This is a genomic window from Stenotrophomonas sp. DDT-1 (assembly GCF_001580555.1).
In the GTDB taxonomy this organism is placed as follows: Bacteria; Pseudomonadota; Gammaproteobacteria; order Xanthomonadales; family Xanthomonadaceae; genus Stenotrophomonas; species Stenotrophomonas sepilia.
The window spans coordinates 79,138-91,811 of sequence record NZ_LEKR01000008.1; the positions used below are offsets into that span (position 1 = coordinate 79,138).

A 12,674-nucleotide genomic window follows, 5' to 3' on the forward strand; every position below is an offset into this window, starting at 1 on the left:
CATGCGCATCAATCCCGCATTCGACCTGCACCCGGCGCAGCAGAACGATCCGGCGAAGATCGACAAGGTCGCTCGCCAGCTGGAAGGCCAGTTCGCACAGATGCTGGTCAAGAGCATGCGCGATGCCAGCTTCGGCGACTCGCTGTTTCCCGGCGAGAACAAGATGTTCCGCGACATGTACGACCAGAAGATTGCCGAGGCGATGACCCGCGGCAAGGGCCTGGGCCTGTCCGGCATGATCACCCGCCAGCTGTCCGGCCAGGCCACCGAAGGTCCGGCACTGGATACCCGCGTGGATCCGGCCAAGGCCAGCCGCGCTTACCAGCTCAACGCGCCGGCCAGGCCGGCACTGTCGCTGCCCCTGGAAGATGGCAGCCAGGCCGTGCGCATGCTGCAGCAGATGGCCGCAGGCGCGCAGCACGGTGCGCAGGCCGCGCTGGCACCGATGGAACAGGCACTGGACCTGATCGCCGGCCGTGAGAGCAGCGGCCTGCACCGCTCGCTGGGCACCGAGGATCCGTACATCGGCAGCCTGCAGGGCGAGGACTGGGCCGCCAACAGCGACCAGTGGACGGCGACGGCCAGCAATCGCGGCACGGCCGTGAGCCCGGCCGATGCCCTGGCCACGCGCACCGCTGTCGCCCAGCTCGGCGAGCACACCCCGGAAGGCTTCGTCGCCAGCATCTGGCAGCACGCGCAGAGTGCGGCCAGGGAACTGGGCGTGGATGCCCGCGCCCTAGTCGCCCAGGCGGCGCTGGAAACCGGCTGGGGCAAGCGCCACATCAAGCATGCCGATGGCAGCACCTCGCACAACCTGTTCGGCATCAAGGCCACTGGCTGGAACGGCCAGCGCGCCACGGCCGGCACCCATGAATATGTCGATGGCGTGCGCCGCAACGAAACCGCCAGCTTCCGCGCCTACGGTTCAGCGGCCGAGAGCTTTGCCGACTACGTGCGCCTGCTGAAGACAAGCCCGCGCTACCAGCAGGCCCTGCAGGCCGGCACCGACGTGCAGGGCTTCGCCCGTGGCCTCCAGCGCGCCGGTTACGCCACCGATCCGCGCTACGCCGCCAAGATCGCTGCGATCGCCGGCGGCCCGACCATCGAGCGCGCCGTAGCCGCCGTGGCCGACGCCGGCTCGCGCCTTGGCCAGACCTTCGCCAGCACCGCGACCGCGGCGCTGGGTATCACTCGTCGTTGAGGAACACCATGTCCAGCGTACTTTCCACCGGTACCGGTGCCCTGCTCGCCTTCCAGCGAGCGTTGGCGACCACCAGCCACAACGTGGCCAACCTCAATACACCCGGCTACAGCCGGCAGAAGGTCAACTTCGCCACCGCCGATCCACAGAACTATGGCTACGGCACGGTCGGCAACGGCACCCGCATCACTGACATCCGTCGCACGGCCGACCAGCTGGCGATCTCGCGCCTGCTCGACAGCAGCGGTGAGCTGGCGCGCCTGAAGCAGCTTTCGGGCATGGCCGACCGGGTCAACGCGCTGTTCTCCGATGCTGCCACCAACGTGGCCGGCGTCTGGTCGAACTTCTTCGACTCGGTCAGTGGCCTGTCGTCCAACGCGGCCGGCACCGCCGACCGCCAGAACATGCTCGACGGTGGCAAGGCGCTGGCCAACCGCTTCGTGCAGCTCAACACGCACCTGAACAATCTCAACAGCGAGGTCAACAACGGCCTGCTGGCCGGTGCGACCGAGGTCAACCGCCTTGCGCAGGAGATCGCGCAGATCAACGGTGCCATCGGAACCAACATCGCCTCGGCTGCACCGGACCTGCTCGACCGCCGCGATCAGCTGATCACCCAGCTGATCGGCTACACCGGTGGCACCGCGGTGATCCAGGACGGCGGCATCATGAATGTCTACACTGCCGGCGGCAACGCGCTGGTGGTGGGCACCACGGCGACCAAGGTCACCACCGTGGCCGATCCGTACCAGCCCGAGCGCCTGCAGTTGGCACTGGAGACCCAGGGCAACACCATCCGTCTCGACCCGAAAGCGGTCGGTGGCCAGATCGGGGGCCTGCTGGAATTCCGCGACACCGTGCTGACGCCTGCGCAGGCCGAACTGGGCAAGCTGGCGGTGGGTCTGGCCGAGAGCTTCAACCAGGTCCACCACCAGGGTGTGGATCTGTATGGCCAGATGGGCGGGGACTTCTTCACCATCGGCAGCCCGCGCGTGACCGGCAACAACAGCAATACCGGAACCGCCAGCCTCAGCGCCACCTATGGCGACCTGGGCAAACTGGACGCGCAGAACGTGGTGCTGCAGTTCGATGGCACCACCTGGAAGGCCAGCCGCGCCGACACCGGCGCCAGCATTCCCCTGACCGGTACCGGCACCGCCGCCGATCCGCTGGTGATCAACGGCGTGAACCTGGTCGTCGGCGGCACTCCGGCAGCCAATGACCGCTTCCTGCTGCAGCCCACCGCTGGCGTGGCCGGCAGCCTGGAGATGGCCATCACCGATCCGTCGCGCATTGCCGCGGCCGCCGCAGTCAAGGGCGCAGCCGCCACCGCCAACACCGGTACCGGCAAGCTGAGCGGCGTCACCGTCACCGATTCGGCCAACGCCAACCTGCGCAATCCGTCGGCGATCGTGTTCACCTCGGCGACCACCTACACCATCGACGGTGGCCCGCCTCAGACCTATACGCCTGGCCAGACCATCAGTGCCAACGGCTGGAGCTTCGTACTGGACGGGGCGCCGAAGGTGGGCGATACCTTCAACATCACCCCGACCCCGGCCGGTTCGTCGGACAACAGCAACGCCTCCAGGTTGGCCAAGGTGGAAAGCACGAAGGCCTTCAACGCCGGAACAGTGACACTGAACGGTGCACTGGGTGGCCTGACCACCCAGGTCGGCGCCGCCGCCCGCTCGGCCGAGTACTCGCTCGATGCGCAGCTGGTGATCAATGACAAAGCACAGGAAGCCCGCGACGAGGTCTCCGGCGTGAACCTGGACGAAGAGGCCGCCGACATGCTGCGCCTGCAGCAGGCCTACCAGGCCGCCTCGCAGCTGATCTCCACCGCCGACAGCATGTTCCAGACCATCCTGGGAGCCGTCCGCCGATGAGCAGCCGCATCTCCACCAGCATGATGTTCAACCAGTCGGTGTCGCTGATGATGGCCAAGCAGGCCAAGCTCAGCCACCTGGAGCAGCAGATCGCTACTGGCAGCAAGATCGTCAGCGCCAAGGACGATCCGGTTGCCGCCGGCACTGCAGTCGGCCTTGACCGCAGCCTGGCCGCACTGGACCGCATGAAGCTCAACGCCGGCAATGTGCAGAACCGCCTGGGCGTGCAGGAAAACACCCTGGCGCAGGTCAACGACCTGATGGCGCGCGTCAACGATCTGACCATCCAGGCCAGCAATCCGGCGCTGAGCGCGGCGGACAAGAAGACGCTGATCACCGAAGTCAACCAGATCCGCGATGGCCTGCTGTCGCTGGCCAACGCCGACGATGGTACCGGCCGCTATGTGTTCGGTGGCACCAACGACGGTGACCCGCCGTTTGCCAAGATCAACGGCAAGGTCGTCTATCGCGGCGACCAGACCCAGCGCCAGGTTGAAGTCGGCCCCGATACCTATGTGCGCGACGCCCTGCCCGGCAGCGAGATCTTCATGCGCATCCCTACCGGCGACGGCTTCGTTGACGGCAGCGCCGCGGCCGGCAACACCGGCAACGGCGTGCTGACCAACATCACCCGCGACGGCAGCGACAGCTGGAACGGCCAGGGCTTCAGCGTGCGCTTCACCACCGGCACCCAGTACGAGGTGGTGGATGGTGCGGGCAACGTGACCGGCACCGGCACCTACAAGGCTGGCGACGACCTGGAAGTGAACGGTGTACGCCTGAGCATCACCGGCGCACCCGCAGCGGGCGACAGCTTCAGCGTACAGGCCGCCAGCAGCCGCGACATCTTCGCCACCATGGACAACCTGGTCGCCGCGCTGGGTGCCGACACCGGTACCACCGCGCAGATGACTGCGCAGCAGAATCAGCTGCAGAGCGCACTGCGCGACGTGGCGCGCGCCTCGGAGCGGATGATCGATTCGCGCGCTGCGGGAGGCGCGCAGCTGAAGGCGCTGGACAACGCGGCGGAGATGCGCGAGGCCAATGGCGTGACCCTGAAAACCACGCTGTCGCAGATGCGCGACCTGGATTACGCCGATGCGCTGAGCCAGTACCAGCTGCAGAGCACCGCACTGCAGGCGGCGCAGACGATCTTCTCGCAGATGCAGTCGATGTCGCTGTTCAACAAGCTGCGCTGACGCCACGCCCGAGTCAGTCCCGAAAGGCCGCGATGCCCTGCATCGCGGCCTTTTTCGTTTGCGCGCCTGCCCGCCACCACGCGGCCCTCTGGCCATCTCCGGCCGATTCTCCGTGATTGCCCATCAAGCCGGGTCGCACCCCGCCGATACCTTCATCAGCGCTGGTCAGGCCCTGCCCGACCGCCCCTCCCGGGGTCGCTTCCATCCTGGCAACAGGGCTGAAAACCCCGGGAAAACAGCTTCAGGCAACGAATTCCGGCTTCAGCGGAATTCACGGCTAAAGGTTGTTGACAAAGCGCCGTTATTCATTTGGCAACGGCGAAGCACACAGCCACACAAAAAAACAGGCGGCGCTTCGTTTCATTCACCAACGGGTTCCATATAAGAGGAGACGACCCCATGGCACAGGTAATCAACACCAATACGATGTCGCTCAACGCTCAGCGCAACCTGAGCACCAGCGGCAGCTCGCTCGCCACCACCATCCAGCGCCTCTCGTCCGGCCTGCGCATCAACAGCGCGAAGGACGACGCGGCCGGCCTGGCCATCAGCGAGCGCTTCACCACCCAGATCCGTGGTCTGGACGTGGCCATCCGCAACGCCAATGACGGCATCTCGCTGGCCCAGGTCGCCGAAGGTTCGCTGAACGAAGTCGGCAACAACCTGCAGCGCATCCGCGAACTGGGCGTGCAGGCCTCCAACGCCACCAACTCGGCCAGCGACCGCAAGGCCCTGCAGGCTGAAGTGACCCAGCTGGTCTCGGAAATCGATCGTGTGGCCAAGCAGGCCGACTTCAACGGCACCAAGCTGCTGGACGGCAGCTTCACCAGCCAGCTGTTCCAGGTGGGCGCCAACGCCGGCCAGGCCATCGCCATCAACAGCGTGGTCAACGCCAAGGCCGATTCGCTGGGGGCTGCCACCTTCGCCAACGGCTACACCGGCACTGCGCTGGCGGTGGACAAGGCCACGGCCGACACCACCTACTCCGGCCTGCAGGTCTCGGTCACCCCGCCGGGCGGCACCGCCACCACGGTCACCATCAGCGACTTCACCGTGAAGGCCGGCGAGTCGATCACCTCGGCCACCGCTGCTGCGATCAACAACAAGCTGGGTGAAACCGGCGTGGTGGCCTCGGTCAATGCCGGCGTCATCAGCCTGGCTTCGGTCAAGGATGGCCAGACCTTCGCCTTGGGCGTCAGCGCAGCAACCCCGCCGGCCGGCGTCACCGCCGCGACCATTGCCGGCCTGGGCCTGACCGAGACCAGCACCGACGGCGGCACCCTGACCGGTGCAGCGGCCAGCTTCGTCAAGGACCTGAACGTCACCACCGCCGAAGGCGCACAGAAGGCGATGTCGATCGTCGACAAGGCCCTGGAATCGGTCAACAGCGTCCGCGCCGACCTCGGCGCGATCCAGAACCGCTTCACCTCGGTGGTCGCCAACCTGCAGACCTCCTCGGAGAACCTGTCCGCATCGCGCAGCCGCATCCGCGATACCGACTTCGCCAAGGAAACCGCCGAACTGACCCGCACCCAGATCCTGCAGCAGGCCGGTACGGCCATGCTGGCCCAGGCCAACCAGGTACCGCAGAACGTGCTCAGCCTGTTGCAGCGCTGACATGAGCCGCCCCCGGGGCACGTCGGGGGCGTCTGACCCAACTCACGTGCAACCGCTCAAGGACCTCTCCTCATGGCACAAGTCATCAACACCAATACGATGTCGTTGAATGCTCAGCGTAACCTGAGCACCAGCGGCAGCTCGCTGGCTACCACCATCCAGCGCCTGTCCTCCGGTTCGCGCATCAACAGCGCCAAGGACGACGCCGCCGGCCTGGCGATCTCCGAGCGCTTCGGCACGCAGATCCGCGGTACCGACGTCGCCATCCGCAATGCCAACGACGGCATCTCGCTGGCCCAGGTCGCCGAAGGTTCGCTGACCGAAATCGGCAACAACCTGCAGCGCGTCCGTGAGCTGTCGGTGCAGGCCGCCAACGCCACCAACTCGGCCAGCGACCGCAAGGCGCTGCAGGCCGAAGTGACCCAGCTGGTCTCGGAAATCGACCGCGTCGCCAAGCAGTCGGACTTCAACGGCACCAAGCTGCTGGACGGTTCGTTCTCCAGCCAGCTGTTCCAGGTCGGTGCCAACGCCGGCCAGGCCATCGCCATCGACAAGACCATCGATGCCAAGGCCAACGCCCTGGGCGGCGCCAAGTTCGACACCAACTCGCTGGCCCTGGCCGACCCGGGCACCAACGCCGACCTCAAGGTCACTGGCCTGCAGATCAATGGCGTGACCATCGCCGACGTCGATGTCAAGCAGGGTGCCGACGCCGCTGCCACCGGCAAGGCCTCCCGCGAGGCGCTGGTGACTGCCATCAACGCCAAGATCGGTGAGACCGGTGTCTACGCCGAAGTGAACGGCACCGCTGGCGTCACCCTGACCTCGGTCAAGGACAGCGTCAACGCCGATGGCTCGTTCAAGGCCATCACCGCTTCGGTGGGCACCTGGACCGGCGCTACCGCACCGACCTTCACCGCCACGCTGGCGACCGCCGCACCGGCGTCCAAGTTCGCCAGCGACCTGGACGTCAGCACGGTCAAGGGCGCACAGCAGGCGATGGAAGTGGTCGACAAGGCCCTGAGTGCGATCAACAGCACTCGTGCCGACCTGGGCGCCGTGCAGAACCGCTTCACCTCGGTGGTGGCCAACCTGCAGACCTCGTCGGAGAACCTGTCGGCTTCGCGTAGCCGCATCAAGGACACCGACTTCGCCAAGGAAACCGCAGAGCTGACCCGCACGCAGATCCTGCAGCAGGCCGGTACGGCCATGCTGGCCCAGGCCAACCAGGTGCCGCAGGGCGTGCTCAGCCTGCTGCGCTGATCCGCTCCCTGATCGACCGCCGGGTGGCATCTGAACCGCCGCCCGGCTTCTGAAACACGTTCCACCTTCGCCAAAGGAAAAGCACCATGGCACAAGTCATCAACACCAACACCATGTCCCTGAATGCTCAGCGCAACCTGAGCACCAGCGGCAGCTCGCTGGCCACCACCATCCAGCGCCTGTCCTCCGGTTCGCGCATCAACAGCGCCAAGGACGACGCCGCCGGCCTGGCGATCTCCGAGCGCTTCGGCACGCAGATCCGCGGTACCGACGTCGCCATCCGCAACGCCAACGACGGCATCTCGCTGGCCCAGGTCGCCGAAGGTTCGCTGACCGAAATCGGCAACAACCTGCAGCGCGTCCGTGAGCTGTCGGTGCAGGCCGCCAACGCCACCAATTCGGCCAGCGACCGCAAGGCGCTGCAGGCCGAAGTGACCCAGCTGGTCTCGGAAATCGACCGCGTCGCCAAGCAGTCGGACTTCAACGGCACCAAGCTGCTGGACGGCTCGTTCTCCAGCCAGCTGTTCCAGGTCGGCGCCAACGCCGGCCAGGCCATCGCCATCGACAAGACCATCGACGCCAAGGCCAACGCCCTCGGTGGTGCCCAGTTCGCCACGGCCACTGCTGCCGTCACCGGTGCCGACAACGTTGATACCGCTGTTGCCGCGTTCACCATCACCGACAGCAAGGGCACCGTCGTCAACTTCGACGCGATGACCGTGAAGAGCGTCGGCGATGCGGCCGCCAACACCGCGGCAGCCGGCAAGGCCGTCGCAACCGCGATCAATGCCAAGATCGGCGAGACCGGCGTCTATGCCGAAGCCGACGCGGCCGGCGCGCTCACCCTGACCTCGGTCAAGGACAGCGTCAACAATGCCGGTGCTTTCACGGCCTTCAGCAGCACCATCGCTGGGTTCACCGCAGGTGCCGCGCCGACCGCCAAGTTCGCCGACAAGATCGACGTGTCCACCGTGAAGGGTGCACAGCAGGCGATGGAAGTGGTCGACAAGGCCCTGGGTGCGATCAACAGCACCCGCGCCGACCTCGGTGCGATCCAGAACCGCTTCACCTCGGTCGTGGCCAACCTGCAGACCTCGTCGGAAAACCTGTCGGCTTCGCGCAGCCGCATCAAGGACACCGACTTTGCCAAGGAAACCGCAGAGCTGACCCGCACCCAGATCCTGCAGCAGGCCGGTACGGCCATGCTGGCCCAGGCCAACCAGGTGCCGCAGGGCGTGCTCAGCCTGCTGCGCTGATCCACGGCAAGAAGGCGCCGCTACCGTCGGGTCGAACCGACGGTAGCGGCAACCGGGAAGCCACGATGCACGAAGGCGCGGGCCATGCCCGGCCCGGGATCAGTCCCGAACCGGCTTGGCATCGCCCGCTCCTGCGGACCTCTCTTTCAGCGCTGTACCTTTGACTGTACGTACCGGGCGGCTTCGTCTCCCCCCGATTGTCAGTAGCCTGATCCCTCCCCTGCATTGGGGGAGGGCTTTTTGCAGACTCCCGGCAGCCCGCGGTGAACCCACCCGCACCCTGCCCCAGCTCTCCTGCAACCCGCGTGCCAGAACCTGCGCCAGGCGAGTGGCACGGCACGTGCATCAACGAAGTCCTCAAGACCCAGCGGCGCAGGCCGCTATTTTCGTTGACGACGGGCCAGCGCACGACGGCCGGGCCCGGATACCAGGAGAAACGACGTGGCAGACTTTGGATACGGTGGCATTGGCTCGGGACTGGATATTTCCAGCATCGTCAACCAGCTGGTCGCAGCTGACCGCAAGCCCGCCGACAATGCGCTGAACCTGCAGCAGTCCAAGGCCAAGATGCAGCTGTCGTCGATCGGCACCATCACTTCGGCCTTCGACAAGCTGAAGACGGCGCTGACCGCACTGAAGGCCACCACCGCGTTCGACACGCGCACGGTGACCGCCAGCAAAGGCGGCGACAAGGGCACCGACGAGATCCTGACGGCGTCGGTCGCGCTGTATGACGTTGGCACCACCAAGGCTGCGGCCTCCAACGGCACGCACGTGGTCAATGTCACCTCGCTGGCCACCGCGCACAAACTGATCGCCGATACTTCGGTACCCAAGACCGACACGTTTGCTGCCGGAACCTTGACGCTGACCGTTGGCGTGGGCGACAAGGCCAAGACCATGAACGTGGAGGTGGAGGACGGCGACACGCTGACCACCATCCGCAACAAGATCGATGCGGCCGGCCGCAAGGAAGGCGTGCAGGCCACCCTGATCAGCTCCGGCGACAACCAGTACCTGTCGATCGCCCAGGAGAAGACCGGTGCCGCCAACGCGATCAAGCTCGAGTACGCAGGCAGCGATGCCAAGCTGGGGGGGCTGGTCAACAGCCTGAAGCAGAACACCGCCGCCGCCGACGCCGAGCTGACCATCGATGGCGTGAAGGTCGTCAGCGCCAGCAATACCGTGGCCGATGCGGTTCCGGGGCTGACCCTGAACCTGAAGATGCCGGGCACCAGCACGGTGACCATCAGCACCGACACTGCGGCGGCCACCAAGGTGATGCAGGAGTTCGTAACGGCCTACAACGCCGCACTGGCGGCGATCAACACCGAAACCAAGTACGACGCCAAGACCAAGGAAGCCTCCACGCTGACCGGCGATGCGCAGATGCGCGGCGCCACCAGCCAGCTGCGCTCGGTGATGTCGAGCGTGCTCAAGGACCTGGCCGGTGACAAGCTCGATGCCAAGGCGATCGGTTTGGATACCCGCGGCTACCCCAATGCCGACGGCACGCTGATCCTGGACACCACCAAGTTCGCCGCCGCACTGGCCAGCCAGCCGGAGAAGATGCGCCAGGCGATCACCGGTGATTCCGGCGGTGCCGGCAAGCTGTACACGCTGGTCGATGGCTATGTCAGCACCACGGTCGGCAAGGAAGGCGCGTTCGTCGCGCGCACCAAAGGCCTGAACACCACGCTGGACAACATCGACAAGCGCCGCAAGGATCTCGACACGCGGATGAAGAGCGTGGAAGAGCGCTACAAGAAGCAGTTCATCGCGCTGGACAGCCTGATGGGCAAGTTGCAGCAGAGCAACACGGCGCTGCAGCAGCAGCTGGCACAGTTGAACCGCTGACGATGCGTGCGTGGCACTCAAGTTTGCCGCGCAATGCACCGATAACGGACGCAACAGCAATCATCGCCGCGCCGCCGGCACCGATCCCCACGATCACCCGACGGCACCCCGCGCAAGGAGAATCACGAATGTACGGTTCCAGCCGTCAATATGCCGAGCAATACCGCCAGGTGGGAGTGACCAGTGCGGTCGCCGATGCCGATCCGCACAAGCTGGTGGCGATGCTGCTGGCCGGCGCGCTGGAGCGCGTGCGTCGCGCCCTGGCCAGCCTCGAGCGCGGCGACCAGGCCGGCAAGGGCAAGGCGATCGGCGAAGTCTGCGCGATCGTCGGCCACCTCAACGGCTCACTGGACCATGAGGCCGGCGGCGAGATCGCAGGCAACCTGTCGGCCCTGTACGATTACGTGCTGCAGCGCCTCACCGAAGCCAACCTGCACAACGACCGCGCCGCGCTGGATGAATCGCTGCAGCTGCTGGGCGAGATCGACAGCGCCTGGAACGCGATCCCGCACGAACAGCGCCGGCCGGCTGCGGTGGCGCCATGAGCCTGCCCGAACTGCACGCGCAGCTGGATGCCTTCGAGAAGGCACTGGGCGATGATGCCCTGGACCAGGCCGACAGCCTGCTCGACGGGCACGACAGCACCCTGCATGCCCTGCTCAGCCAGCCGCTGACCGCTGCGGACCACGCGCCGCTGAGCGCCCTGTTCGAGCGCCAGCAGAGCCTTCTCGGCCTGCTGCGCCAGCGCCGCGATGCAGCGGCCGCACTGATGAATGACGGCCAGCGCTCTCTTCGCGCCGCCCATGCCTACCTGCAGGCAGAATCGCTGGCATGACCCAGCTGCCGACCACGTCGCTGCACCATCCTGCGGAAAGCGAGCTGTTCGACGAAACGCTCAGCTGCGAGCTGGCCCTGCCGGCCGAGTTCCAGGCGGGCAGCGCGGCCGGACGCACCAGCGGTGCCGAAGGCCTGCTGCGCAGCCTGGCACTGGTCGAAGACAGCCGTGTTGACGAGCACGACGAACGCAACGAGGCCACCCTGCAGCTGCAACGCCTTGAAGCCAAGCTGGACCTGGCGATGGTGCTGCTCGGCCGCCTGGTGCGCCAGCAGGGCCTGGAACTGCCCCTGCGCCCGGTGCGCTGGTCGCGCCGTGGCATCCGCCTGCAGCTGGGCCCGCGCAGCGGTGCCAGCCCCGGCCAGGCCGGCGTGGTGCGCCTGCAGCCCAGCGACTGGCTGCCCGACCACATCGACCTGCCGGTGGAAGTGATCGCCGAGGCAGCCGACGGCGGCGGCGGCCACTTCCTGTGGCTGCGCTTCCAGCGCCTGGGCGACGGCCTGGAAATGGCCATGGAGCGGCACCTGTTCCGACTTCACCGCCGGCAGGTGGCCGAGGCACGTCGGGCGCGCTGAAAGCTGCCACCATCACGCTTGGCGGGCAAGCCTTGGCGCGCCCGTTCAGCTAAGTTAAGGTGGACTCCCCTACACGGATCTGTTGCGTGCCTGTGCGAGTTCTCATCGTCGACGATCACACCCTCGTCCGCGCCGGCCTGGCGCGGCTGCTGCAGGGGTTTGCCGACGTGCAGCTCGTCGCCGAGGCCAGCAACGCCGAACAGGCATTGCAGCTGGCCCTGCAGCACGCGCCGGATGTGGTGCTGATGGATCTCTCGTTGCCGGGCCGCACCGGCCTGGAAGCGCTCAGCGACATCCGCCTGCGCGCCCCCGGCACCCGGGTGGTGATGATGACCATGCACGACGATGCCGCGCATGTGCGCGATGCCCTGGATCGTGGCGCGGTCGGGTTCGTGGTGAAGGATGCAGCACCGCAGGAGCTGGAACTGGCGCTGCGCGCCGCGCATGCCGGCCAGGTGTTCCTGAGTCCCCAGATCTCGGCCAAGATGCTGGCCCCCATGCTGGGCCGCGAGAAGCCTACCGGCATTGCCGCGCTGTCGCCGCGCCAGCGCGAGATCCTGCGCCGCATCGGCAAGGGCGAAAGCAACAAGGAAATCGCCGCCGACCTCGGCATCAGCGTGAAGACGGTGGAAACCCACCGCGCACGCATGATGGAGTCATTGGGCTGCCGCCGCGCCAATGACCTGTTGCTGCTGGCCGCGCGCCACCAGCACGAGCTGGAGTAAGCGCCAGTAGCGGGCAAGGCCCTGCACTGACGACGAATTCCCGTCACCCCGACATTCCCTGACAGGAATCCGTACACCGGCCGCCGCGAACCCCGCCGCTTCGGCACGACGAATCAATGACTTGGCGGCGCGCTTCGTCAATATCCCGAGCCAATGTAGGGATAACCCCTACATCCTGTCGGGACAACCACGAACCCCCTCAGGAACCCCCCGATTCCGCCCACGCCGGATCAAAAGCAAGATGCGTTCCACAAGGC

General features: G+C 66.5%; 11 protein-coding genes. All 11 read left to right on the forward strand.

Translation table 11 applies throughout. The features are described 5' to 3' along the window. The first annotated feature begins 1 nt into the window (after position 1). The 11 genes from flgJ (at position 2) to AB839_RS06280 (ending at position 12,417) form a co-directional block, all read left to right on the forward strand. Positions 2–1,201 carry a flagellar assembly peptidoglycan hydrolase FlgJ gene (gene flgJ / locus AB839_RS06225; RefSeq protein WP_061478700.1) on the forward strand — a complete coding sequence of 400 codons (1,200 nt, stop codon included), beginning with the start codon at positions 2–4 and terminating at the stop codon, positions 1,199–1,201. A gap of 8 nt (positions 1,202–1,209) precedes the next feature. After that, positions 1,210–3,090, forward strand: a complete 1,881-nt coding sequence (flgK, locus tag AB839_RS06230; RefSeq protein WP_061478701.1) for a flagellar hook-associated protein FlgK — start codon at positions 1,210–1,212, stop codon at positions 3,088–3,090. Continuing rightward, positions 3,087–4,289 (forward strand): flagellar hook-associated protein FlgL, encoded by a 1,203-nt coding sequence (flgL, locus tag AB839_RS06235; protein ID WP_061478702.1) that lies wholly within the window; start codon positions 3,087–3,089, stop codon positions 4,287–4,289. The genes flgK and flgL overlap by 4 nt, the downstream gene beginning before the upstream one ends. Before the next feature lie 399 nt (positions 4,290–4,688). Further along, positions 4,689–5,906 (forward strand): flagellin, encoded by a 1,218-nt coding sequence (locus AB839_RS06245; protein WP_061478704.1) that lies wholly within the window; start codon positions 4,689–4,691, stop codon positions 5,904–5,906. Between the two features lie 72 nt (positions 5,907–5,978). Further along, on the forward strand, positions 5,979–7,169 hold the full coding sequence (locus AB839_RS06250; RefSeq protein ID WP_061478705.1) for a flagellin: 1,191 nt from the start codon (positions 5,979–5,981) through the stop codon (positions 7,167–7,169). 86 nt (positions 7,170–7,255) lie between these two features. Beyond that, a complete protein-coding gene (locus AB839_RS06255; protein WP_061478706.1) occupies positions 7,256–8,425 on the forward strand; it encodes a flagellin in 1,170 nt (389 codons plus the stop codon). Positions 8,426–8,866: 441 nt separating this feature from the next. Beyond that, on the forward strand, positions 8,867–10,282 hold the full coding sequence (gene fliD / locus AB839_RS06260; protein ID WP_061478707.1) for a flagellar filament capping protein FliD: 1,416 nt from the start codon (positions 8,867–8,869) through the stop codon (positions 10,280–10,282). Positions 10,283–10,410: 128 nt separating this feature from the next. Then, positions 10,411–10,827 (forward strand): flagellar export chaperone FliS, encoded by a 417-nt coding sequence (fliS, locus tag AB839_RS06265; protein ID WP_005416447.1) that lies wholly within the window; start codon positions 10,411–10,413, stop codon positions 10,825–10,827. Continuing rightward, positions 10,824–11,117 carry a hypothetical protein gene (locus tag AB839_RS06270; RefSeq protein ID WP_005416446.1) on the forward strand — a complete coding sequence of 98 codons (294 nt, stop codon included), beginning with the start codon at positions 10,824–10,826 and terminating at the stop codon, positions 11,115–11,117. Before fliS ends, AB839_RS06270 begins: the two co-directional genes overlap by 4 nt. Further along, positions 11,114–11,692, forward strand: coding sequence for a PilZ domain-containing protein (locus tag AB839_RS06275; protein ID WP_061478708.1), 579 nt, complete (start codon positions 11,114–11,116; stop codon positions 11,690–11,692). The genes AB839_RS06270 and AB839_RS06275 overlap by 4 nt, the downstream gene beginning before the upstream one ends. Before the next feature lie 92 nt (positions 11,693–11,784). Next, positions 11,785–12,417 (forward strand): response regulator transcription factor, encoded by a 633-nt coding sequence (locus AB839_RS06280; protein WP_005413261.1) that lies wholly within the window; start codon positions 11,785–11,787, stop codon positions 12,415–12,417. Positions 12,418–12,674 lie beyond the last annotated feature (257 nt).

Bases quoted from the DNA above. Each gene is read 5' to 3' on its own strand.
- flgJ (WP_061478700.1), top strand. From the start codon at position 2: ATGCGCATCAATCCCGCATTCGACCTGCACCCGGCGCAGCAGAACGAT.
- flgK (WP_061478701.1), top strand. From the start codon at position 1,210: ATGTCCAGCGTACTTTCCACCGGTACCGGTGCCCTGCTCGCCTTCCAG.
- flgL (WP_061478702.1), top strand. From the start codon at position 3,087: ATGAGCAGCCGCATCTCCACCAGCATGATGTTCAACCAGTCGGTGTCG.
- AB839_RS06245 (WP_061478704.1), top strand. From the start codon at position 4,689: ATGGCACAGGTAATCAACACCAATACGATGTCGCTCAACGCTCAGCGC.
- AB839_RS06250 (WP_061478705.1), top strand. From the start codon at position 5,979: ATGGCACAAGTCATCAACACCAATACGATGTCGTTGAATGCTCAGCGT.
- AB839_RS06255 (WP_061478706.1), top strand. From the start codon at position 7,256: ATGGCACAAGTCATCAACACCAACACCATGTCCCTGAATGCTCAGCGC.
- fliS (WP_005416447.1), top strand. From the start codon at position 10,411: ATGTACGGTTCCAGCCGTCAATATGCCGAGCAATACCGCCAGGTGGGA.
- AB839_RS06270 (WP_005416446.1), top strand. From the start codon at position 10,824: ATGAGCCTGCCCGAACTGCACGCGCAGCTGGATGCCTTCGAGAAGGCA.
- AB839_RS06275 (WP_061478708.1), top strand. From the start codon at position 11,114: ATGACCCAGCTGCCGACCACGTCGCTGCACCATCCTGCGGAAAGCGAG.